21 protein-coding genes are annotated in these 22,383 nt (G+C 35.5%); 9 read left to right on the plus strand and 12 right to left on the minus strand.

Annotated features, from left to right (window positions below; translation table 11 throughout):
* Positions 1-38: 38 nt before the first annotated feature.
* From M030_RS25950 to M030_RS0121495, 6 genes are all read right to left on the minus strand, one after another.
* Positions 39-611: a hypothetical protein gene (locus M030_RS25950; protein WP_228375325.1), complete on the minus strand. Its 573-nt coding sequence runs from the start codon at positions 609-611 to the stop codon at positions 39-41.
* A 38-nt stretch (positions 612-649) separates the two neighbouring features.
* Complete coding sequence (gene dnaX, locus M030_RS0121475) at positions 650-1,735, minus strand: DNA polymerase III subunit gamma/tau (RefSeq protein WP_027375293.1); 1,086 nt, start codon at positions 1,733-1,735, stop codon at positions 650-652.
* Positions 1,736-1,833: 98 nt separating this feature from the next.
* Positions 1,834-2,469 (minus strand): TetR/AcrR family transcriptional regulator, encoded by a 636-nt coding sequence (locus M030_RS0121480; protein ID WP_027375294.1) that lies wholly within the window; start codon positions 2,467-2,469, stop codon positions 1,834-1,836.
* Positions 2,462-3,736 carry an aminotransferase class I/II-fold pyridoxal phosphate-dependent enzyme gene (locus M030_RS0121485; protein WP_027375295.1) on the minus strand — a complete coding sequence of 425 codons (1,275 nt, stop codon included), beginning with the start codon at positions 3,734-3,736 and terminating at the stop codon, positions 2,462-2,464. The genes M030_RS0121480 and M030_RS0121485 overlap by 8 nt, the downstream gene beginning before the upstream one ends.
* Before the next feature lie 432 nt (positions 3,737-4,168).
* Positions 4,169-4,522 (minus strand): helix-turn-helix domain-containing protein, encoded by a 354-nt coding sequence (locus M030_RS0121490; protein ID WP_027375296.1) that lies wholly within the window; start codon positions 4,520-4,522, stop codon positions 4,169-4,171.
* 92 nt (positions 4,523-4,614) lie between these two features.
* Positions 4,615-5,352: a response regulator transcription factor gene (locus tag M030_RS0121495; protein WP_027375297.1), complete on the minus strand. Its 738-nt coding sequence runs from the start codon at positions 5,350-5,352 to the stop codon at positions 4,615-4,617.
* An 87-nt stretch (positions 5,353-5,439) separates the two neighbouring features.
* Between M030_RS0121495 and M030_RS0121500 the strand changes: the two genes are divergently transcribed.
* Entirely contained in the window at positions 5,440-6,087 is a 648-nt protein-coding gene (locus M030_RS0121500; RefSeq protein ID WP_027375298.1) for a DUF1349 domain-containing protein, read from the plus strand.
* Positions 6,088-6,224: 137 nt separating this feature from the next.
* On the opposite strand, the gene M030_RS0121505 is transcribed toward M030_RS0121500, so the two are convergent.
* Complete coding sequence (locus M030_RS0121505) at positions 6,225-6,434, minus strand: hypothetical protein (protein ID WP_027375299.1); 210 nt, start codon at positions 6,432-6,434, stop codon at positions 6,225-6,227.
* A 620-nt stretch (positions 6,435-7,054) separates the two neighbouring features.
* Here M030_RS0121505 and M030_RS0121510 point away from each other — a divergent pair.
* From M030_RS0121510 to M030_RS0121525, 4 genes are all read left to right on the plus strand, one after another.
* A complete protein-coding gene (locus M030_RS0121510) occupies positions 7,055-10,048 on the plus strand; it encodes a sensor histidine kinase (RefSeq protein WP_027375300.1) in 2,994 nt (997 codons plus the stop codon).
* A 5-nt stretch (positions 10,049-10,053) separates the two neighbouring features.
* Positions 10,054-10,665: a response regulator transcription factor gene (locus tag M030_RS0121515; protein ID WP_027375301.1), complete on the plus strand. Its 612-nt coding sequence runs from the start codon at positions 10,054-10,056 to the stop codon at positions 10,663-10,665.
* A 127-nt stretch (positions 10,666-10,792) separates the two neighbouring features.
* Positions 10,793-11,995 (plus strand): MFS transporter, encoded by a 1,203-nt coding sequence (locus M030_RS24685; RefSeq protein WP_034722959.1) that lies wholly within the window; start codon positions 10,793-10,795, stop codon positions 11,993-11,995.
* A gap of 195 nt (positions 11,996-12,190) precedes the next feature.
* Positions 12,191-12,604 carry a hypothetical protein gene (locus M030_RS0121525; protein ID WP_027375302.1) on the plus strand — a complete coding sequence of 138 codons (414 nt, stop codon included), beginning with the start codon at positions 12,191-12,193 and terminating at the stop codon, positions 12,602-12,604.
* Positions 12,605-12,865: 261 nt separating this feature from the next.
* On the opposite strand, the gene M030_RS0121530 is transcribed toward M030_RS0121525, so the two are convergent.
* From M030_RS0121530 to M030_RS0121545, 4 genes are all read right to left on the minus strand, one after another.
* Complete coding sequence (locus tag M030_RS0121530) at positions 12,866-13,273, minus strand: hypothetical protein (RefSeq protein WP_027375303.1); 408 nt, start codon at positions 13,271-13,273, stop codon at positions 12,866-12,868.
* Positions 13,274-13,588: 315 nt separating this feature from the next.
* Complete coding sequence (locus tag M030_RS25825; RefSeq protein WP_027375304.1) at positions 13,589-15,046, minus strand: hypothetical protein; 1,458 nt, start codon at positions 15,044-15,046, stop codon at positions 13,589-13,591.
* Positions 15,047-15,333: 287 nt separating this feature from the next.
* Complete coding sequence (locus M030_RS0121540; protein WP_027375305.1) at positions 15,334-16,977, minus strand: serine hydrolase domain-containing protein; 1,644 nt, start codon at positions 16,975-16,977, stop codon at positions 15,334-15,336.
* 118 nt (positions 16,978-17,095) lie between these two features.
* Positions 17,096-18,133: a helix-turn-helix domain-containing protein gene (locus M030_RS0121545; RefSeq protein ID WP_034722939.1), complete on the minus strand. Its 1,038-nt coding sequence runs from the start codon at positions 18,131-18,133 to the stop codon at positions 17,096-17,098.
* A 184-nt stretch (positions 18,134-18,317) separates the two neighbouring features.
* On the opposite strand from M030_RS0121545, the gene M030_RS0121550 reads away from it, so the two are divergent.
* The 3 genes from M030_RS0121550 (at position 18,318) to M030_RS0121560 (ending at position 20,014) form a co-directional block, all read left to right on the plus strand.
* Positions 18,318-18,917 (plus strand): Crp/Fnr family transcriptional regulator, encoded by a 600-nt coding sequence (locus M030_RS0121550; RefSeq protein WP_027375307.1) that lies wholly within the window; start codon positions 18,318-18,320, stop codon positions 18,915-18,917.
* Between the two features lie 64 nt (positions 18,918-18,981).
* The gene (locus M030_RS0121555; protein WP_027375308.1) at positions 18,982-19,602 is read left to right on the plus strand and encodes a hypothetical protein; all 621 of its coding nucleotides are present in this window, start codon (positions 18,982-18,984) and stop codon (positions 19,600-19,602) included.
* A 10-nt stretch (positions 19,603-19,612) separates the two neighbouring features.
* Positions 19,613-20,014, plus strand: a complete 402-nt coding sequence (locus tag M030_RS0121560) for a DoxX family protein (protein ID WP_027375309.1) — start codon at positions 19,613-19,615, stop codon at positions 20,012-20,014.
* A 128-nt stretch (positions 20,015-20,142) separates the two neighbouring features.
* On the opposite strand, the gene M030_RS0121565 is transcribed toward M030_RS0121560, so the two are convergent.
* Complete coding sequence (locus tag M030_RS0121565) at positions 20,143-21,135, minus strand: helix-turn-helix transcriptional regulator (RefSeq protein WP_228375327.1); 993 nt, start codon at positions 21,133-21,135, stop codon at positions 20,143-20,145.
* Positions 21,136-21,197: 62 nt separating this feature from the next.
* Here M030_RS0121565 and M030_RS0121570 point away from each other — a divergent pair, with 62 nt between their 5' ends.
* Complete coding sequence (locus tag M030_RS0121570) at positions 21,198-22,316, plus strand: FAD-dependent oxidoreductase (protein ID WP_027375311.1); 1,119 nt, start codon at positions 21,198-21,200, stop codon at positions 22,314-22,316.
* Positions 22,317-22,383: the final 67 nt, after the last annotated feature.

A 22,383-nucleotide genomic window follows, 5' to 3' on the forward strand; every position in this document is an offset into this window, starting at 1 on the left:
GTTGTTTTTCAAAGAAAGATTTGACAAATATATAAAAATTATGTCAAATCAAACTTCATTAAATCATCAAGATCTTTTAAAAGTGGATTTTTTTCAATGAATTTTTCAAATATTTTTCTTTTGGTTACGACCTCAATCTTCAGATTTTCAACGTCTCTGTGGTATTCTACCTCAATAGAATAGTTTTGAACTTTTCTTCTGAAATGATTAAAAAATTCTCCACTTATTTTATCAAATTCTACTTTTGCAGAGTCAGACGGGAACAAAACCTTGATTTTATGCTCATCAGTTTTCTCCAGTTTGAAAGTTTTTACTGCATTGAAAACAAAATTATTTTTCACCTGCAGCTGTTTGAGCATGATCTTCCATTCCATTTGCAGATCGGTATCTGTAAAATGGTTCTGAGGAAGGTGATCGGTTTTCACGGCAACATCTTCTGCGGTCTCTGCTTTATCTTCTTTATTTAAAAAAGAATTAATGCTGAAGCCTGAAGAAATCCCGGGTCTTGATAATGGTTTGGTTGTTTTGGTAACTACAGCCTCCTGAACATTTTCAGAGGGTGCGGGTTGTTCTGTTGTAACTTCTTTTTTCTCAGGAGCTTTTTCAGGCATTTTTACTTCCTGTTTTTCACTGAGAAACGGCGCTAATATCAGGAACTTTTTTTTTTAGTATCGCTTAAATTAGCTGTCAGGGAAGCCAGCTGCATTAACGCAATTTCTACGGTAAGTCTCGGGTTTTTCGAATTCTTATAATTAATATCCGCATGATTACAAATCTCAATACCGTCAATCAATTGCTGGGCGGCCCACTTTTGTCCCTGTTCTACAAATTTGACCTTTGTTTTCTCACCCACTTCAATCAGATCCATTGTTGAAGCATTCTGTGCCATCATTAAATCTCTAAAATGATTGCCTAATCCTGCGATAAAAATATGGGGATCGAAACCTTTTTTTACAATCTCATTAAAAGCTGACAGTACTTCAGGAATTTTATTTTCCTTCGCCAGATCAACAATATTGAGATATTGATCGTAGTCCAGAATATTTAAAACTTCTGCTGCTTTTGCTAAAGTAATGTTCTTTTGGGAAAATGTGGAGAGCCTGTCAAAAATAGAAAGAGCATCCCTCAATGCGCCGTCGGCTTTTTGAGCAATCAAATATAAAGCATCGTCTTCGTACTGGATATTTTCTTTCTGAGCAATATTCCTTAGGTGTCCCTGAATATCTTCAATGACAATTCTTTTGAAGTCGTAGATCTGACAACGTGATAAGATAGTAGGAATAATTTTGTGCTTTTCTGTAGTTGCCAAAATAAAGATGGCATGAGCAGGCGGCTCTTCAAGCGTTTTAAGGAAGGCATTGAAAGCGGCAGAAGACAGCATATGCACCTCATCGATAATATATACTTTATATTGCCCTACCTGAGGAGCAAAACGTACCTGATCGATAAGTTCTCTGATATCGTCTACAGAGTTATTGGATGCAGCATCCAACTCATAGATATTATAAGCAAAACCGTCTTCTGAAACCGAGCCATCTTTTTCATTGATCTTTCTGGCCAGAATTCTGGCACAAGTAGTTTTACCTACTCCACGAGGACCACAAAAAAGTAATGCCTGAGCCAGTTGACTCTCTTCAATTGCATGTTCTAGAGTATCCGTAATATGAGATTGTCCTACAACTGTATCAAACTCTTGAGGACGATATTTTCTTGCAGATACTATAAAATTTTCCATTGGCCAAAAATAAGAAATATAGTTTTAATTTGAAAATTAAAAGTTTTCAAATTATCAAGAAAAACTTATTTCTGATCAAATCGGAAAACTTTTAGGCATTATTTCTGATAAGCAAATTCGATGATCTCACCAATTGCTTTTTCAATTTCGGATCTTCCGTCTTCACTTTTCATATCTAAACCACAGAAGGTACTTCCGTTGGCTGCGGTATGAATATTCAGATAGTAAGCTCCGGAAATAAGCAATGCCATAATTGCTCTGAACTTTTTTGCTTTCTCTTCTCCAAAATAAGGATCTATAACACTGTTAAAGATCATATTCCCCATTTCTTCTCTTTCATCTGCAAGCTTTCTGAGAATAGGCTTAGGTTCTGAAAGTTCCCAAAGAATAATTTTCTGAAGTTCTTTATTCTTTTTCAGGCTTTCAAATTGGTTGATCACAGCATTTTTAGTCAGGGCTTTTCCTCCGTCTGAAAAATCAAGCTCCGCATTATTACCGGCTGTAAGATTATTGCTCCAGTAATCCTGAGATTTGATATATTCATCAATCAGTTTATCGGTACTTCCAAAGTACTCATAGATTAATTTTTTATCAAAACCAGCTACTGCTGCGATTTTGCTTACTTTTAGGCCAGAGTAACCTTTTACTCTTAAAATCTTACCAACTGCGGCCAACAGTTTCTGTTTGGTCTTTTCTTTATCTCTGATAGGACCTTGTACAACTTTCCTAGGCATGGTTGTTATTAAATTTTTTTGCAATATGCAATTTATTATTGATATCTTCAAATGCATTTAGAGTTTTATCTAAATGTTTTCTCTCGTGAGTCGCCATTACAGCCATTCTGATTCTTGAATCTTTTCTTGATACGGCCGGATACATTATGGCATTGGCATAAATTCCTTTTTCCAGAAGGAGCTTCCCAATATTTCCCGTCAGGCTTTGATTTCCGATTTTAACCGGGACAATTGCTGAACTGGTAGTTCCTGTATCCAAACCTATGTCATTTAATCCTTTTTTAAAATAATTTATATTTTCCCAAAGTTTCATTCGCCACATCGGTTCTTCATCAATAAGCTCTATGGCTTTGGTAATTCCCATTATAGAAGGAGGTGCTGTCGCAGAAAATATCTGCTGACGTGACTGAAACTTGATAAAGGTTGCTATCTTTTCGTTACAGATCACATATCCTCCCACGCTTCCGAATGTTTTGCTGAAGGTTCCGGTAATGAAGTCTACCTTATCCATCAGTCCTGCTTCTTCCAATGCTCCTCTACCTGTTTCACCCAGAATACCAACACCGTGAGCATCATCTACCATCAGATATGCATCATATTTCTTAACCAGTTCGTAGATCTCTTTTAAAGGAGATATATCCCCATCCTGAGAATATACACCATCGATGATCACTAGCTTGGTACGGAATTTATCTTGGGACCTAATCAAAATCTGTTCCAAAGCTTCCAAATTATTATGCGGAAATGTTTTTGAATTGGTAAAAACACATCCTTCCTTTACACTGGTATGCACCGCCATATCGATAATAGCAATATCTTCTTTTTGCAATAAAATCTGAAGAGTGGCACTATTTGCAGTATATCCTGTTGTAAAAATTACCGCTTCTCCGTCTTTCCTCCCAAAGAAAGTTGCAATTTTCTTCTCCAAATCGTCGTGATAAGAAAAATGTCCTCCGATAAGCGGAGAAGCACCGGCACCCGTTCCATATTTCATAATCCCGTCTATAGCGGCCTGCTTCACCTTAGGATGCTGGGTAAACCCAAGATAATCATTAGAAACAAAGCTGATATAATCTTTCGATGTATTATCTATATTTACGTTCATTACCGAATTACAACTTGAGTTATTTTTCAGTCTGTAATTTACGTGTCCGTTAGACTTCAAATATTCCAGAAATTCATAAAAAAGCTCTGCTCTTTGAGTCATGTTATAATCCGGGATATTCTCGAAGTCCCTGAAGGTTGCTGTTGCGAAATTGATGCTCATCCTTAATCTTGTTTGTATGTGGTTTGAAGAAACAAATATATAACTATTTAAAGGGTGTAAGCTTCAAGATGAAATTAAATGTTATTAACGACATCACAATTTCATTCTTATACTTTGGAAACCAAATTTTTTAAATATACCTGTTATTTTTAAATACTTTTTTCATTGGATTTTCATGTTTTTCTTTACCTAAATTTAATAAAAAAAATCAAACAATAAAGAATTATAACTAAAGAAACAATAAAAAAAGATGGTTATTTTTTACAACCATCTCATTTTTAAAAGATTATTTTCACTTTTTTTTAATCAACCTGAACAGAAAAAGGTTTTTAACCTGTCCGATTTATGTATTATTTAGTTTTTAAAACCAGATAAAATCTTCCACAGACACCACTAATACTGGATCCCTGTTATAATATTTCACAAAACCAACTAAGATTTTCCTGAAACTCTAAATTCTCCGGGAGTACATCCGGTCATTTTTTTGAAAAATTTTGAAAAGTTTGAAGGATCATAGGTAAACATGCGGGCAATTTCTGCGACAGACTGATCTGATCTGATCAATAATTTTTTTGCCTCAAGAATAATTTTTTCATCATAAAAATGACAGGGATGCTGCCCGGTTTCTTTTTTGACGGTATCCGTAAGATGTTTATGCGAAACAGCAAGCTCTCCTGCTATCTCATTCACTTCCATGAATTCAGGAACTGTTCCTGAAATCACCTCCTGAATATGTTTTTCCAAAAAGGCAAAATACTGGCTGACAATCTCTTCACTTCGTGTCATTGTGTTTTATTCTTATTTATATGAAAATGTAAATTTAAAAATAAGAATTCAAAACCATATGGTGAACTTTTCGGACACTCTATTGACCGGCATTAATAAAAACTGTCTTTAAAGGCCTGTGTAGAGTTTTTCACCTTCAGTTTTTCAAGAATATTCTGGCGGTGTCTGCTTACGGTATTGACGCTTATTGAAAGCAGATCTGCAATTTGTTTACTGGCATATCCTTCCCCTACAAATTTCAGGATCTCAAGTTCTCTGGGACTTAAAATATTCTTATAATCCAACTTATCCTTTACAATCACCTCGCCCCTAACGGTATTGACAATCAGGAAATCGGAAACGGCAAATTGGGTCAGAGCAATATTATAAAGACATAGCGCAAACCTCAATTTACCGTTATTGGGAGAATAGATGTAAAACATGCGATGCTTTACCCACTTGTATTCATTGTTCCGGTCTTTCATCCGGATCTTGGACATGACACAATACTCTCCGCGCAAATCTTTTCTCATGGAACCCAAGAGTTTGAAAAAACGAAGCTCATGGATATATTTTTTTAGCCGATCATCGGGATGTATCTTTTTCAACATCTCTTCTTCCCAAATCGTTTCAATTTCGGCCGGGTTTTCATCAAGACTCAATCCCAGCTGCAGCGCCGCACCGGATTTGTATATATAACTTTTATCAGCCTGCATATCACTCAGTACGGATATTGCTCCTTCCATCCGGGAGTACATATTTGCACTCTGTTTGTAGAGTTCTACATCCAACAGGCATTTATTCCGGGTGTTATCCAACAATTGATGACTCAGTTCTTCACGAATTTCCATAATGGTTATTTATCAGTATTGACGCGACACATGTTTAACTATACTTTTGCTAAAATAACAATTACCCTTAAAACCTATCCGTAAAAAATGAAGAAGTTGATTTTAAGTTTCTGTGTATTATTTCTTATTCAAAAGACATCTGCACAGACACTGGAAAAAATGACCTGGTTCAACGAGCCTGAAAAGTGGGAAATCAAAAATAAGAGCCTGTCGATGTTTGTAACGCCACAAAGTGATTACTGGAGGATTTCACATTATGGATTTACTGTAGATGACGCTCCTTTTTATTTCAGCACATATGGCGGCGAATTTGAAGCAAAAGTGAAAATAACGGGAAACTATAAAGCCAGGTTTGACCAAATGGGCCTTATGCTGCGAACCGACAAAGATCATTACATCAAAGCCGGAGTGGAGTTTGTGGATGGCCGATATAACCTCAGCACTGTGGTGACTCATCAGAAAAGCGACTGGAGTGTAATCACTTTAGACAGGACACCTTCAGCCGTCTGGATAAAAGCGGTCAGAAAGCTGGATGCTGTGGAAATATTCTATTCTTTTGATGATAAAACCTACATCATGATGCGAAACGCTCCTTTTCAGGATAATACTCCTGTAATGGTAGGTTTAATGGCTGCATGCCCTGACGGAGAAGGCTTTAATGCCGTTTTCGAAAATTTCAGCGTGAAACATCTTCCTGATCATCGCAGACTGGACTGGCTCAAAAACAACAAATAATTGAATTACACTTCAATATACAGTCAATTTTATTTACCTCCCATTTTTTGGGAGGTTTTGTATATCAATTCATCATCTTACAATCACCCGTACCAGAAGAATGACCTTAAGAGTCAGAGAGGCATGAATAAAAATGATCAGCTCCGGCTAAAGGTCTTATACAGATCTACAGCTACTACTTTTCCGTTTTTAAAGTCAATTGATAAAATGATTTTTCTCCCGATCCACGTTTTTCCAACCTGATAAGTCCAGGTATCGTGTGTAAAAAAATTGAAGCCGTCTCCCAGTTCTTTTTTAATTTCATGGCGGCTCATCCCCATAAGGTAGGCAAAATTCTCTTTTTTCATATATTGTGTTTGCATTTTATCAACAAAATTGAGGCCATTATGCACAATATCACTTCATAAGCATTTTTTAAAGCCGGATGATTGTAAAAGGAAAAAAGATCTCATGTAAGAGATCTTTTATTTCTGAGGTAAAATCTTTTGTGTTCTTAGAATCAGCTCTTTAAAGTTAAAAAGTATATTTTCATTGTGATGGAAACTGTTTTGCAAAAATATAAATACTAATCAGCGTTATCAAAGGTTTCAGGTAGAATAAACCTCATCTTTTTGTCAAATTTTTACTACAAAAAACAAATGAAAAAAATACCGGAAAGCCTGTACATGATTTTCTCATCATAATTTCACTATTATTAGAAATAATTATATAGTAAAGAGCATTTTATCTCATTCACTATCAACACACACAGATAAATTTTATCATAAAAACAGTTTGAGACATGTCTGTTTATGTTTATAATTTCACTATTTTTACACCGTAAAAAATATAAGACACAATGGCCAAGAAAACTTAATCACAAATTATTTCAATCATTCCTACCCATTAAAAAAACTTCGGCTTGTACAAAAACTATTATTAACCGTTTTTTGCGTTAACGCAGAGAACATAGATCAGTTATGCACATATGAGAGTTTGGGCATTGTTTTTTGCTTTCTTATATATAAACATTTACGGACAGCGCCATACTTCTACCTGGTACAATATAGACAACGGACTTCCGCAAAGCAGTGCCAAGGCTATTGTAAAGGATAAATACGGTTTTATCTGGATTTCTACGGAAAACGGATTGGTGCGGTATGACGGCGTTTCATTTGTTACTTTTAATAATTTTAAAGTAAATAATCTGCATTTTGGAGAATTCATTGGCAATCCGCTTCTGGATAGCATTACTGTGCTTAATAATTTTCAGGAAAATAAAATTATCATTAAAAACAGGCTTCCCAAGCTCTCAAAACTCTATACGGGTGATAAAATGGCTTTTTCTCAAGGAAAGGATTTTGTGCATAGAATTGCCAACAACATTATCACGTCAAATTTTTACAATGACATCCAATATTTTATACGACTTACAAATTCTACGTATTGCTTTAGTGAAAAAAATGCAATCGTTTACAGGAATGAAAGAGGTGATGAAACAAAAATTTCTATTCCTTTTTCGAATAAAGACCTGAACAATATTTTTGTTTTCAATGACATTCTTTATCTCAATGACCTGAAAGCAGGAAAGACCTACACTATTGATAAAGGAAAAATAGCTGTTTCGGAGCAACCCAGCCTTTTTAATGACCGAGATACAAGGATCTACTGGCAACAAATCACAGATCAGACGTTTGTCATCAACCACAATAATATTTATATCGTTGAAAATAAAGACAATCGACCTTCGCTAAAGTTTCTCGTGAAATACAACGAAATAGGCAGCCATTCATATTGCTCTATGTTTTATGATGAAGATTTCAATAAGCTTTATCTGGGAACGTTGAACAATGGCCTGAACGTGCTTCAGCTTTCTGATTTTTATGTAGCCAAAAAAGAAGCTGATTTTTCAAATAATGTGTACTATGCTTCTCTCCCATTCAGTAAAAATACTGTCATTGCTGAAGATGGAACAGAATTTGGGAAAAATGGTATTGTATCCCGACATCCTTTTGGAAATAATGACAATTATCTGATGCTGTATGACCATTCAGGTGACATTCTGATCCGGAAAAGAAACAGTGTCATCAGGTTTTATAAGAACTCGGGGTTTAAAAAGAAAGACTCTACCTTTATACAAAAGGGATTTGAAGCATTTATAAAAAGCGGCAATTTGTACGGTGCCATATTTTCAGATTTTTCAAGCAGCCAATTGCAGATCTTTAGGAAAAGCCTTTTTTCTAAACCTGATTATAGGTATCATTTTAAAAGTTTTGTGAATACTTTTTCCCAATATTCAGATCAGCAAATCCTGGTGGGTACCAGTGATGGTCTCTATTCTGTTATGTTGGACACCAATAGCATTACGCCTGTTTTAAAAAACATTCATGTTAAAAGCATCATCAGAACAAAGGATAATCTGACGTGGGTAATGACAAATATGAACGGTTTTTATCTCTTCAAGGATAAAAAGCTCATTAAGATGCCAAATGACAGGAACAATTACCTGCAATCTGCCCATTTTATCCTTGAAGATCAGCACGGAGCTTACTGGATATCTTCCAACAACGGTTTGTTTAAAGTACCCAAACAACAGCTTCTTCAATACGTAGAAGACAAAAACAAATCTGTTTTCTATTATCGCTTCACCAAAAAAGACGGCTTTCTGACCAATGAGTTTAATGGAAGTTCGCAACCTAACGCTTATGCTCTGGAAAACGGAGAGTTTGTATTTCCCTCTATGGACGGCTTTGTATTTTTCAATCCTGCCCAGATTAAAACCTATTATCCGGACAAAAAACAAATCTATATCGAAAGGGTAAAGATCGGAAATTCCGAGACTCAGTACTTCCATCAGGTTCTTGATTTACAAAATGATTATAAGACAGCTGAAATCTATATTGATATTCCTTATTTCTCGAATCTGGAAAATCTGTATATAGCCACCAAAATATCCGGTCAGGAAAGTACGGAATGGGAACAGATCCCTGCAGGGAAAGAATTGAAATACACGATAAGCAACCTTTCACCGGGAGATTATGTTCTCAGCGTAAGAATGTTGGTCTCTCCGGACGGAACATTTGAAGAAAAGTTCATCCGGTTTAAAATTCAGCCTTTCTTCTACCAGACATTGTTGTTCCGGGTATCTGTTTCTGTGATTATTTTAGTGATCATTATTATCATCGTTCAGTTGACAACCAATTTTTTAAGGATACGAAATAAAGCTTTAAAGCAAATAGTTCATAACAAAAACTCGGAGCTTAAGGAAACGTCCCTTAATCTTGAAGTGGTAAAAAGTGATTTGCAGAAAGAAACCGAATACCAGAAAAAACTGGTAGAAACGATCAGTCATGATATCACAACGCCCATCAGATTTATTGCGATGCTTTCTCAAAAACTTTATGAATCAGATGATGTGGAGCTTCAGAAAAAATATTTTGACAGTATCTACAAGTCTTCCGAACAACTGTATCAATTTACATTGAATTTAAAAGAGTACACAGAGCTTTACAAGGCTAAAAATATTTTTGAGGACCAGGAGTATAGTATTAACAAAATCCTTGAAACCAAAAAGAAATTGTTCTGTGAAATTGCTAAAGAAAGGGGTACCAAAATCATCAACGCCGCTCAGGAAGATGTGTATTCCAATGTCAATGAAAGTATTCTGACCGCCATTATTCATAACCTGCTTGATAATGCGGTAAAAAATACGTTTGACGGCATCATAACCCTCAGTATTGCAGAAAGTAAAGATAAACCGGTAATAACTATCACAGATACGGGAGCAGGAATGTCTGCAGAACAGATTGCGATGTATCTTAATCTTTTTAAAAATCCTAAACTGGAGACTCCAAGCTTTAAAGGAAAAGGATTGGGATTGCATATGGTCATTCACCTTGTTAAAAAAATAAAAGCTGAAATCAATTTCAGGCATCATCATCCTACAGGAACAATTGTAGATCTAACCCTCAATACAAACTAATTTCTATGAACGAAAGAATATTAATAGCAGATGATCATTACGTAGTACGGGCAGGAACAGCCCTGGTTCTGGAATCAGCATACCCGAAATTATCAATAGATTTTGCCGAAAACTATGACCAGGTAAAAAAGATGTTGGGGACACATCAGTATGGTCTTCTTATTTTAGATATTGATATGCCCGGGACTCGGTATAAAAAGATGATTTCTGAGCTTAAAAACATCCAAAAAGGGCTAAAAATCCTTGTCTTCTCTGGCTATGATAAGGATGTCGCCATACAATATATCCGGGAAGGTGCTGAAGGTTATCTCAATAAACAAAGCAGTGAAGAGGAAATAAAAAATGCCGTAAAGACGGTGATTGAAAAAGGATATTTTTATCCGGCAGAACTGATCGGGCTTATCATTCAGAATAAAAGAGACAACCCTGCGGAAAAATTATCTTCGAGGGAGTATGAGATTTTCAAACTTCTGGCAGATGGCTACGGAAACCTTGAGATAGCTAATAAACTCAACATCCAGATGTCAACCGTAAGTACTTACAAAAAAAGGATCTTTCAGAAACTTGATGTCGGTAATATTGCAGAACTCATCAAAGTATACGAAATGATGCACTGATATTGACACTTACCATTATCAAAACCTATGAGAGCTATTGAAATAATGATTTTTAGATTCAGAAAATAATCAGGAAATTTACAGAAAATAAGATTCTATTAACCCAGCAAGATCATTGAAAAAAATTATGAATGTACCTGAAAAAGCTGATCAGGGAAGCCGCCGTTTCCGAAATATAAAACTTTGTATTTTCTTTTCAGGACTTTCTGTATTTGCCCAGCTTTATCTCTTCCAGCCGATGTTACCTATGGCTGCTGATTACTTTAAAGTATCAGTGGGAGACACTTCTTTGCTGGTATCCTCCTCCACCATTGGTATGGCTTCAGGACTATTGTTTTTTGCTTTCAGGGCAGATAGTTATTCCAGAAAGACCCTGATGACTTTTTCATTGATTTCGTCAGCCTTACTTACTATTATTTCTACATGGGTTCCAAGTTTAAGCCTGTTGATTGCTATTGGGATTTTTAAAGGATTCGTGGTATCAGGAGTTTCTGCAGTTGCATTAGCTTACCTTACTGAAGAAGTACATGCCGCAGTAATTGGGTCTGCCATCAGCATGTACCTGAGCGGAAATACCATCGGAGGAATGAGCGGAAGAATACTGGCTACCCTTTTAGCGGGAGAATTCGGATGGCGCAATGCAGTTTTACTGATCGGAATAGAAAGCCTGATTCTGGGCCTTATCTTCTGGAAACTGTTTCCCGACTCAAAATTCTTCAATCCCCAGAAAACCGATTACCATCTCAAGGTAAAGCAGATGAAGTTTTTCCTGACCAATCCGTATATGCTTCGTCTGTATCTCATTGCAGCTTTACTAATGGGTGTATTTGTAAGTGTTTATAATTATCTGACTTTCAGATTAGAGGAAAAACCATTTTCTTTAAGCCACTTTATCATTGCATTTATATTCCTGATGTATATATTCGGGGTCTTTGGAACTATGATAGTAGGGAAACTTTCTAAGAGATTTCCTATGAATACCATCCTCAAAGGTTCTATTCTCTTCATGCTTGCAGGAGCCATGCTCCTGTTGTCTGAAAATATTTACATTCTCATTTTTGGACTGGGATTGTTTACGCTTTCATTTTTTGCAGCTCACACTATGGCCAGCCAGATGACGGCTCTCTATGCCAAGCGGGGAAAATCTTCCGCAACATCTATTTACTGGCTTTTTTATTACTTTGGATCCAGTATTCTGGGAAGTGGCACAGGATATCTTTTGCATGCTTACTCCTGGAATGTCTTCATTGCTGTGCTTGTATGTTCTGTCGCTATTGCCCTTGTACTGGCAACGGCCAATACCGGTTTACAACAAAAAAGAGTTTCCTGATACCACACAGATACCACATGAAAATTACAGTGAAATCTCACCAAAAGGTGATCGTTACTGAGTTTTAACATAACGTTAATGTTTTCTATTATAAAATTAACCTAATCTTCACTAAAACACCGTCATAGACTACGATGCAAGGCATACTATTTGCTTAATAACAAGAATACTATCATCACTAAAAATCAAAATATCATGGACGTAGCAGATCTTAAAATCAAAAACTTAGTCGAGTACAAAAATCAGATTTATACGATCACTGAAATCTTTCAGAGTATAGAGCAGGCTTATTTTGTTAAAATTGAAAATGATATTCATCGTATCTCTGTTCCGGCAGATATGATCAAACCAATTAAAATAACTGAAGAATGGCTTGAAAAACTCGGTTTTTCACGAATCTACAGTTCAGATCAAAGAATACGATATGAAAGACCGGAATCATTCATAAAATACGATATAGATCTCAGTTCAAGAAAAATTCTGGAAGGTCTGAAGATATATGGTAACGCTATAAAGTGCAGGTATATTCACGAGTTTCAAAATATATTTTCGTGTTTATTCGGAAAAGAGCCCGCGGTACAATATGGTTACCTAAAAACTGAATCGTAGTTAAATAGTTCTTAGTTATTGCAGAAAACCACAACTTAGCAGATAGGTTGTGGTTTTCTTTTACTTTATAAATTCCATAATGGCTTCTGTTAAAGAGCTTATATAAAAATTCCATTTGTACGTCAGGCAAAATAGAATGAACCCTATTTTGGGCATCCGTCAAAAAAAATAAGGGCTGTCTACCCGAGACAACCCTTTCTTATTATATGAAATCAAAACAATGTTCTGAAACTTATAAATTTTGCTTTGCTTATTATGTTCCTAGCTTTTAAAAACTGTTTTATTGGCCAGTTTAAGAGTATAAGCTTTTTTAACTTTTGTCAATGTATATTTTCCTTTCTTGTATACAGTTGCTTTTTTCGAAGCTAGCTTATCAAGGATAAGACTTCCATTGGATTCCGGCAGAAACAATTCTGCCTTTTGTCCATCTTCACTGAATATTATAGTAGCATTAGAGGTATATGATTTCCTATTATCTACTTCTTTAAGTTGTACACTTTGTTCGAAAAGACGTACACAATCATTTTTGATCACTGAGAATGTATAACCTGCCGAACCTTTACATCCATGTTTATCAGAATCTCCACCTTTTGGTGTAAGCTGAGCTGAAGCACCTGATGAGAACAATACAATGGCCATTGCCGTAACTAATAACTTTGCGTTTTTCATATTTTTTTAATGTATTAATAAATTTTTATTTCATTGAAAAAGCTCACTCTATCCTTGCTGGATTATAGATTTATGGTGCGCTATCTTTCATTTTTCACGATTGCAATCCTTATGATAAATATAACATTTTTTCTTGTACAGGAAAGGTAATCATTATGTATCTCACAATCATTTTTTTTAAATGTATAGAGCTGCTCCTTTGTTGTAATTTTGCAAATTTCAAAAATTTATGACCAATACCAACATTATCCCCTACTACATACCTACCACATTTGATACTTCATCTGTAAAAAAGTGTAACTACTTCACATTATCCTATAATGAATCAAAGAAAATAAACAATTCCTGATCACTCGGAACATCAAGCTTTTTTCTTAAACGATGCTTTTTTTGCTGTACAGATTTATGCTGAATAAAAGTATATTCTGCAATTTCTTTTGAAGTAAAATTAAGTTTGATCATCGCACAAAATGCAAGCTCTGATGCCCCTAATTTCGGATTAATTTCAAGGAGTTTCGGGCAAAAATCAGGATAAATTTCCTGAAATCTTGTCAAAAAGGTAGAGTCATTCTTTTTTGCCAAGCTCACCAGCTCATCAAACGAATCATTGATTTTACTTTTCAGGGAAAGTGCTTCACTTTTAAGTTGATTTTTCCGTTGTCTCAATGATCTGTTGTGCCTGTACAAAAGGATAAAAATGATGATACATAAAACAATAATAATGCAGATATAAAGATAAAGTTTCTTTGTAAAGCCATGCGATTCTTCTTCTTTATCACTGAGCATGTGATCGACTGAGATATTAATGGCTTCGTTCTGAACATTTTCCAGATCTGCCTTTTCTTCTCTATACAGTTGTCTGGCCGCTGCTTCTTTTTCCGGCTCGTTCAGCATTTTATAGGTATTGGCTATAGCTTCGTAAGCGCGTGGGATATTGTATAATCTGTTTGTTTTATTATAATTATCCAATGCCTTACTGTAATAGGTTAAAGCAGTCTGATAATCTTTCTTTTCGTAATAGTAATCTCCATAGGTAAGATACACAAACCCGCTTTGAGCATTTACTTTTCCGGTATTAATGATTCTATCAGATGATTTCTGAAGGTAGATCAGGGTGGAATCCAGTCTTTTGGTATATAATAAATGGTGCTTGGCTAATAATGTATTCAGCAGAACTCCCTGACTGTCTAGCCTTTTCCCCTTTTGTAAATATATATAGGCTGAATCAACTTTATTGGCTTTGTAGAGAAAGTCTGCCCTGTTGGCATACAGCCTATACAAATAGTATTTTTTTATATCACTGTCTGTAACACTTTTCAGATAATACAAGCCTTTAGCGTTAAATTCCAAAGCACTTTTATACAAACCAATGACACCATTCAATTGGGCATGTTCCTGATAAAGCCTGGCCTTTAACACAGGATTACTTAACGTTTTCATTTCTTTCTCTGCCATGGACAGGTACGACAATCCCCTTTTGTAGTTCCCGATAGTTGCAGAGATATTGGAAATATTAATATAGCAAAGGATAATCCCCTCTCTGTAATTTTTTTCTTCAGCGATATTCAAATAATCTTTATTAAGCCTCACCAGGTTTTCATACTCTCCCTGAATACGAAGTGATTCTGTTTTTTTTAGCAATAAACTGTCAAACTTACTGGGAGAGAAGGGTTTCTGCCCATACATTACTGTACAGAAAAGACATACATGAAGTATGAAAACATTATAAACTGAATGATATATTTTCTTTAATTGAGCGGGAAGGGGGAACATGTTTTAGTATTTTTTTTATCGGTAAGTATTTTTAAAATTTCAAATCATTTATCTGTGTTTTACGATTATTGAATTGCAAGCATCAAATTTCAGTATTGCATTACAAATAGCATTCCAATTCTAAAAAACAAACATTTCTTACTGATACAGAAGGACATGCAATCCGTTATAAACGTTAAAAAAATATTAAATGGATTGAAAATGTCGTAAAAAGGAAGGTTATCTTAGCTTAAGATAACCTCATTTATTAAAAAAGTAACAGTATATTTTGATGCTGACAACCTATATCATTGACTTATTCTTTTAAATTTAATATGATAAATACTTCCTCCGGACAGTAAGAATCCGGTGATCTTATTATTTTTATCATAAGTAAAATCGAGTTGGCCAAAAAATGACTTGTAGGAATACAACTTTTTTAAGCTTGAAAAATATAACCGGACGTCCGGATTGATAGGATGTTTGGCTATTAATTTATTGTTTTCAACCACCAATTGATAGATCGTATTGAATTCTTCATTTCTGTAAAACCCTTCATAAGCATTGAGATTGATTTTACTTTCATCTAATTGTTTCAGCATTACTTTTTTGCAGTTGAATGTAAAATCTCCGATCTTCAGGATCATCGATTCGGGATGAAAGGTAATACGGCTGGTTGCAATAGCCGGAATTCCAAACTGCTTGTCACCTATGTCGGTAAAAGGTGTTTTATCTTCACGGAGGAATAGATTTTTTCCGTCTGTTAGCACATTGAGATAATTACCGGGATTTAATTCATAGGTTCCTTCAAATTTTTTCAATTCTGCTGAAGAATAAATTCTTTTTTGAGGTAAAGGAGATGAAACTTCCTGATTACCGAGAAATACATCTACCAATTGATACGCAATGGAGAAACCGTGGAATACACTCCTGTTTCCTGCAAGTACAATTGACAAATGATAGGCAGGAATATGCAATATATAAGATCTGTAACCTGCTGTTCCTCCACCGTGAAATACAATATCCAGTCCCTTATATGTGCCGGTTTGCAGTCCCAACCCATACTCTACTTTTTCACCTGTATTCAGCAGAGTGTTTTGTTGCATTTTATTATAGGTTTCGCGGTTGCCGATGACTGGCTTTTGAAAGTTGACGGCCCATTTACAAAAATCGTCAAGAGTTGTATAAATATTGGAAGATCCATTTTCCATCTGTCCAAGGGGATATTTAGAAAAAACACTTCCCTTTTCTTTGTAAGATTCTGCTTTATTTGGAATAATTTTCTCAGAATCACCGATGACGTATGTATGATGCATTTTCAACGGTTCGAAAATATATTCTTTAAGAATCTCACTAAAATCCTTTTTATAAATCCGATGAAGGATTTCTGCCAGCAACATGAAACCGGTGTTGTTATATTTATATTCATCTCCGGGCTTAAAGTTTATGCTCTTAATAGCCAGAACCGTCTTTACCGCTTCCGTGTTGGTTACTCTAAATTCGTCCCGGAATCCCTGTAATTGTTTAATCCCCGTAAAATCAGGAAGTCCATGCGTATGATTGGCCAGTTGACGTATTGTGATTGAATACGGTAAGTGTTTCAACTCAGGCAGATAAATCCTTATGTCATCGCTGAACGACAATCTGCCTTCCTGCTCCGCTTTCATTGCCACAAATGCAGTAAACTGCTTTGAGACAGAAGCGATATTAAATGCTGTGGAATCCGTTACCGGCGTCTTATCCTCGAGGTTGGCAAGCCCATACGTTTTTTTATATATAATTTTTCCATCCCTTATAATTCCGATGGCCATTCCAGGAGCGTCTGTCTGAATATAATTGTTAATAATAGAATCAGCCTTCTGGATCTGATTTTTCTTTTCATTTTGCCCTGAACAGATCATAGAATTCAGAGTGTAAAAAAAGACAAGTGTAAGTTTAAATATTGCTTTCATTCTTTAATTTTTAATAATGAAGCAAATCTGGAACTTTAAAATATTTTAAACATCCGACTCCATGAAGTCGAACTTTTTTCACTAAGAAAAATCAGTCCGACTTAAAATCGGACACGGGTTAAATCCCTGATTTTCTGTAATCTGTAGGGGTAAGTCCTGTTTCTTTTTTAAATGCTGTATAAAAGGAAGATTTTGAGTTGAAACCGACTTCATAAAGTATTTCCAGTACAGTCAACTGAGGTTGACTTTTCAGAAGGGATTTTGCATCATTAATTCTAAACTCATTGATAAAGTCAAAAAAATGTTTCCCTGTTTGCTGGTTAATCAGTGATGAAAGTTGTTTTTCCGGCAATTTAATTTGTTCCGCTAGTTTTTGCAAGGTAAGCTTATCATCGAGATATGGTTTTTCGGATTGCATAAAGCTTATCAGAATATGAAGCTCTTCAGTTTTTTCTCCAGGCTCACGTTCTGCCTTCAGAGGAACTAAATCCTTATTGATCCCTGCCAGCAAATTTGGACGATAAAGGGCTGTCATTACAAACCAACAGATTACAAATAAAACAAACAGTGATGAAAATGTATATAAGTATATGAAAACAGGATCGTTGGTCTTCACAAACCTCCTCAGCAACACAAAAAAATTTCCAATCAGAAAAAGAATGGTGGTTTGCAAAAGCCATCTATAAGTAAGGTGATAATCGCTGGAATAATTTTCCTGATATAATTTTTTAAAGCTTTTCAATGTAAGAAAAACAGCAATAATATAACTGTAATACTGAACAATAGAAATGATATCAAATGCCTGTTCACTTTGGTCTGAAACACCTGTAATACTGAAGATACAGAAAAAAAATAAAAATGGTATACCATGTAAAATATGATATTTTTTGAGTGTAAAATTATAATAACATGCTGCATTAACATACAAATAGTACAGAGGCATCTGCAAAAGAATACTGGAAATCTTGAATGCTTTAACAACTTTATGATCAGGGGTGTTCAGAAAAAACCCGGAAAGATCTACTAAAGAGATCAGCAAAAAGGAAGCAAATAAATAATTGGGTAATTTTCTTTTGGTCTTTGCTGTTATCATAAAAACACTTAGCAGCAAAAACAAGAAAGCAATTATTTTACCTAAATCATTTATTAATGCCATAATTTTCACTTTGATTATCACAAAAATACAAATTAAAATTTCTGTTTGATCTGTTTACTTTTTATTAAAACCATATATATTTTTTACAAAACCAGTCGGTTTCAAGCCATAATATTTGTCTAAATTTGTCTCTTCATTATTTACGGTGTATTGCGGTACATCAGTAGAATTTAAGATTTTCATTATGGATACGGATACAATCATTTTACAGCTCATAACGCATATCAGAGAAATAGTCAATGTACATGAATCTGATATTGATTTTATCACCTCCAAATTAGAAATAGTACAGCTTAAAAAGAAGGATTTTTTACTTCGGGAAGGGCAAGTGTCCAGACACATGCGTTTCATTGCTCAAGGAAGTTTGTTTGCATATCATACAGATGAGAAGGGCAAAGAAAACATTACACAGCTTGGCATAGAAAACTGGTGGGTCAATGATTTGTACAGCTATCTCAGCGAATTGCCTTCCAGAATGTTTATCAGATCCAATGAAGATACTACGATCATACAAATCAGTAAAAACAATCTTGAATTGTTGTATAAAGAAGTTCCTACTATCTCCGAATTCTGGAGGCTGAAAATGCAAAACGCTTATGTTACCTTACAGGAAAGGACTTTTGAGCATTCCAGGGTTGATGCTTATACAAAATACAGAACTTTTGTAAGTACTTATCGTAATATTGAACAACGCTTTCCACAATATATGATTGCTTCTTATCTTGGAATTACGGTAGAATACCTCAGTTATTTAAGAAAAAAACACCTGTCAGACGTTTCTTAAGATATCTTAAGTTTATTCCGTTCCGGCCTGGATAATTTTGCTCACAGATTTAAATGAGTGAAATATGAAGGCTAAATTCATCGCTATAACAGCACTTGCAGCAGTCTCATCCGGATTGTCTGCACAAAAAATTTCTTATACCCCCGATATTGTTGTGGGACACCGTTCCTATACCTATTTGCATCATATCAATTATCAATTGAATGACCGGTTGAAATTGAACAATCTTACTTTATTCGACACTGAATATACAAAAGATAAGGAGAATATATTTTTTATAAGAAATACACTTGCCTATAATCTTAGCAAGAGGTTTATTGTCAATGCTGCCTTCGGAATGAAAAACCCGGGAGCATTCTTTAGCGCTTATCTACAATATAAAATTACACATTCCACCTACTCTTTTTCTTACTCCGTAGGAACCACCTACCAAAAAGGATTTTCTCTTGAGCAATCGGTTTCATTTGAGTACACCCCGTATCTGAAAGACAATCTTCAGGGATACTTCAGTGTTCTCGCAATAGGAAATCTTGATCATAGCGGCTACCCGAGAGGTTTGCAATTTGTACGGTTGGGAATCAAGCAAGATAAAATGATGTATGGACTTGCTTCCAATTTTGACCAGTTTAATAATGGAAAAAAGACCCTTGAAAATATCGGGGTATTTGTAAAATACAACTTTTAAATAAATAGAAATGAAAAAAAACATTGATTTAGGAATGCTGATAAGCAGAATAGCGATTGGGTTTCCCATGTCGGTTTATGGAATTAATAAATTGATCCACGGAGTTGGCTTTATTGAAAATATGATGACGATGCACGGTCTTCCTTCATTCTTTGCTTATGGAGTTTTCGCCGGTGAAATTATAGCTCCGGTCATGCTTATCATAGGCTTCAGAACCCGTTTTGCAGGGTTGATTTTTGCTGCCAACTGTTTTACGGCAACCATTCTGGCCCAGACCGGTAACCTGTTTAAACTTAACGATTTTGGAGGCTGGGCTCTGGAGCTTTTGGTCATCTATATGCTTATAAGCTTAAGTTTTTTCTTTACAGGGGCCGGAAAATATGCTGTTTCCACCAATAACAAGTGGGACTGATATTTTATAGAATCATCTGAATATTCTTTTTTAATTGCCACTAATGCACGAATAAAATGATTGTGGATTAACGTCGGAAAAACAAATAATAAAAATTCGTGCATTCGTGGCCAATCAAGAACATTCATTTATTGGATCATTGAGTATTGTTTAGGTTTCATTCCCGTGTGTTCGTTAAAGACCTTTGAAAAGTGGCTTAAATTGGTAAATCCCAACCTATATCCTACCTCTGAAACAGAATATTTTTTATCCCTCAGCAGAAAGGCAGCTTCCTTCATTCTGAATTCCTGGTAATAACTGAAAATACTATTGCCAAAAATCTGTCTGAACAAACGTTTCAGCTTTGTGGGGCTCATTCCTGACTCAAATGCCAGATCACTGATCACAGGAGGAACTTCAAGACGTTGAAGTATTTTCTCCTTGACTTTATACAAAGTTTCAATATCCTTCGTGTTTAATGGATAAACCTTTTTTTCATCCCGTTTTTCCAATTCAATCAACAACCTGCAAATCAATTCTTCAGCTTTTACCCTTAATAAAAACAGTTTGAAAGGTTCTTCTGTTTCATCTGAAATAATATCCTCTACCACATGTTGCAGTGCAGGATAAATCAATTGTTCAAAAAGGAACGGCTGGGTATTTCTCAAAAGGCTTTGCAATACCGGTGACTGCTCTGAGGTAGGAAACAAACCACTCAAATATTCTGCATCAATCTCTATAGTGATCGTTTCCGTATTGCTGTGAATTGAAATAACCTCATCGGTATTGATCCGGCTGGTGCCTATTAAAACGGAAGGCAGTTCTGATCTATAATTTCCCTCCTGTAGTCTTTCAGTACCGCGTAATATATTCTGAAACTTAAAAAACAACATCTTACGGACTGGATCAAAATCTTTGTTTTCAATACTAATATCCGTCTTCAGCTCATAATTACTGATCAGCATCTGAATGTGTCTGTTAAAAATAAATCCTGAGCAGTAACCATTGCCGAACTTCGCAGGGATTTCCAATGTCCTGTGTTTTATTTTCGTTCCCAATAAACCGGCAAACTCTTTTAAAACTACCGGAACGGTGTGGTCATCTTTTTCCATAAAGTCTTTTACAGCTATTTTTATATCCAATATAGTTATTTTATTTCTAAAATATCACAGAATTTTGTATCAACATGTAACAACCTACAACTATGATATTAAAAGATAAAAAAGTTGCTATAATCGGAGGAGGTCCGGTTGGGCTTACCATGGCCAGATTACTTCAACAGCAAAATGCTGACGTTCTCGTTTACGAAAGAGATAAAGACCAATACGCGAGAATTTTCGGGGGAACATTGGACCTTCATAAAGATTCGGGACAGAAAGCTTTACTGCAAGCCGGACTGCTTGAAACCTACTATCAAATGGCAGTTCCCATGGGAGCAACCATTACCGACCAACACCTTAACATTTTATTTACCAAAAAAATCACTCCCGAAAATCAATTTGACAATCCTGAAATCAACAGAAATACCTTAAGAAAAATGCTTCTGGACAGTTTATCTGAAAACACCGTTGTCTGGGACCGGAAATGTACTGATCTCGAAGTTCATGACAAAAAATGGATAATGTCTTTTGAAAATGGGACACAGTCTGCCGCAGATCTTATCATCATCGCCAATGGAGGAATGTCGGGAATAAGAAAGTACGTGACGGACACTCAGGTGGAAGATACCGGAACCCTTATCATCCAGGGCGATATTCCCGAGCCAGAAAAAGATTGTCCGGAATTTTATAAAGTATGCAATGGTAACCGGCTGATGACCGCTTATCAGGGTAACCTGATCGTCATTAATCCTGACAATAACGGTGCACTCACTTATGGTATCATTTTTAAAAATTCCGGGGATTACAGATTCAATGCCCACGATACTCAAAGCATAGGTGAATTTCTTTGCGAAAAATTTTCCGATTGGCATCACCTGTATCTTGACTTATTCCGGGCCACATCATCATTCCGGAGTTTACCAACAAGAAAATTACCTTTGAATACACCCTGGAAAGACAATCGCCCCTTGCCTATCACCCTTATAGGAGACGCAGCCCATCTGATGCCTCCGTTTGCCGGCCAGGGAGTCAATATCGGATTGGTTGACGCTTTGACATTATCTGACAATTTAACTGATGGGAAGTTTATTTCTCTGCATGAAGCTATTTATGATTACGAACAACAAATGTTTATCTACGCTACTGCAGCCCAGTTTTCATCATCAAAAAACGAAATAGAAATGCGGCAAACTGATTTTTCTTTCCGGAAGTTCATATCTTAAAGTATATATTTTCCTTTGCAGAGGATATTTCGTACCGTATTTATCTCTATCTTTACTTTGAACTTAA

It is taken from the genome of Chryseobacterium sp. UNC8MFCol (genome assembly GCF_000482305.1).
GTDB classification, from domain to species: Bacteria; Bacteroidota; Bacteroidia; order Flavobacteriales; family Weeksellaceae; genus Chryseobacterium; species Chryseobacterium indologenes.

What these genes read in the sequence shown, in the direction of transcription:
- M030_RS0121485 (WP_027375295.1), bottom strand. Translation starts at nt 3,736, where the DNA reads ATGAGCATCAATTTCGCAACAGCAACCTTCAGGGACTTCGAGAATATC.
- M030_RS0121490 (WP_027375296.1), bottom strand. Translation starts at nt 4,522, where the DNA reads ATGACACGAAGTGAAGAGATTGTCAGCCAGTATTTTGCCTTTTTGGAA.
- M030_RS0121550 (WP_027375307.1), top strand. Translation starts at nt 18,318, where the DNA reads ATGGATACGGATACAATCATTTTACAGCTCATAACGCATATCAGAGAA.
- M030_RS0121540 (WP_027375305.1), bottom strand. Translation starts at nt 16,977, where the DNA reads ATGAAAGCAATATTTAAACTTACACTTGTCTTTTTTTACACTCTGAAT.
- M030_RS0121525 (WP_027375302.1), top strand. Translation starts at nt 12,191, where the DNA reads ATGGACGTAGCAGATCTTAAAATCAAAAACTTAGTCGAGTACAAAAAT.
- M030_RS25950 (WP_228375325.1), bottom strand. Translation starts at nt 611, where the DNA reads ATGCCTGAAAAAGCTCCTGAGAAAAAAGAAGTTACAACAGAACAACCC.
- M030_RS0121530 (WP_027375303.1), bottom strand. Translation starts at nt 13,273, where the DNA reads ATGAAAAACGCAAAGTTATTAGTTACGGCAATGGCCATTGTATTGTTC.
- M030_RS0121495 (WP_027375297.1), bottom strand. Translation starts at nt 5,352, where the DNA reads ATGGAAATTCGTGAAGAACTGAGTCATCAATTGTTGGATAACACCCGG.
- M030_RS0121545 (WP_034722939.1), bottom strand. Translation starts at nt 18,133, where the DNA reads ATGGCATTAATAAATGATTTAGGTAAAATAATTGCTTTCTTGTTTTTG.
- M030_RS0121570 (WP_027375311.1), top strand. Translation starts at nt 21,198, where the DNA reads ATGATATTAAAAGATAAAAAAGTTGCTATAATCGGAGGAGGTCCGGTT.
- M030_RS0121510 (WP_027375300.1), top strand. Translation starts at nt 7,055, where the DNA reads ATGAGAGTTTGGGCATTGTTTTTTGCTTTCTTATATATAAACATTTAC.
- M030_RS25825 (WP_027375304.1), bottom strand. Translation starts at nt 15,046, where the DNA reads ATGTTCCCCCTTCCCGCTCAATTAAAGAAAATATATCATTCAGTTTAT.
- M030_RS0121500 (WP_027375298.1), top strand. Translation starts at nt 5,440, where the DNA reads ATGAAGAAGTTGATTTTAAGTTTCTGTGTATTATTTCTTATTCAAAAG.
- M030_RS0121560 (WP_027375309.1), top strand. Translation starts at nt 19,613, where the DNA reads ATGAAAAAAAACATTGATTTAGGAATGCTGATAAGCAGAATAGCGATT.
- M030_RS0121505 (WP_027375299.1), bottom strand. Translation starts at nt 6,434, where the DNA reads ATGAAAAAAGAGAATTTTGCCTACCTTATGGGGATGAGCCGCCATGAA.
- M030_RS0121555 (WP_027375308.1), top strand. Translation starts at nt 18,982, where the DNA reads ATGAAGGCTAAATTCATCGCTATAACAGCACTTGCAGCAGTCTCATCC.
- M030_RS0121515 (WP_027375301.1), top strand. Translation starts at nt 10,054, where the DNA reads ATGAACGAAAGAATATTAATAGCAGATGATCATTACGTAGTACGGGCA.
- M030_RS0121480 (WP_027375294.1), bottom strand. Translation starts at nt 2,469, where the DNA reads ATGCCTAGGAAAGTTGTACAAGGTCCTATCAGAGATAAAGAAAAGACC.
- M030_RS24685 (WP_034722959.1), top strand. Translation starts at nt 10,793, where the DNA reads ATGAATGTACCTGAAAAAGCTGATCAGGGAAGCCGCCGTTTCCGAAAT.
- dnaX (WP_027375293.1), bottom strand. Translation starts at nt 1,735, where the DNA reads ATGGAAAATTTTATAGTATCTGCAAGAAAATATCGTCCTCAAGAGTTT.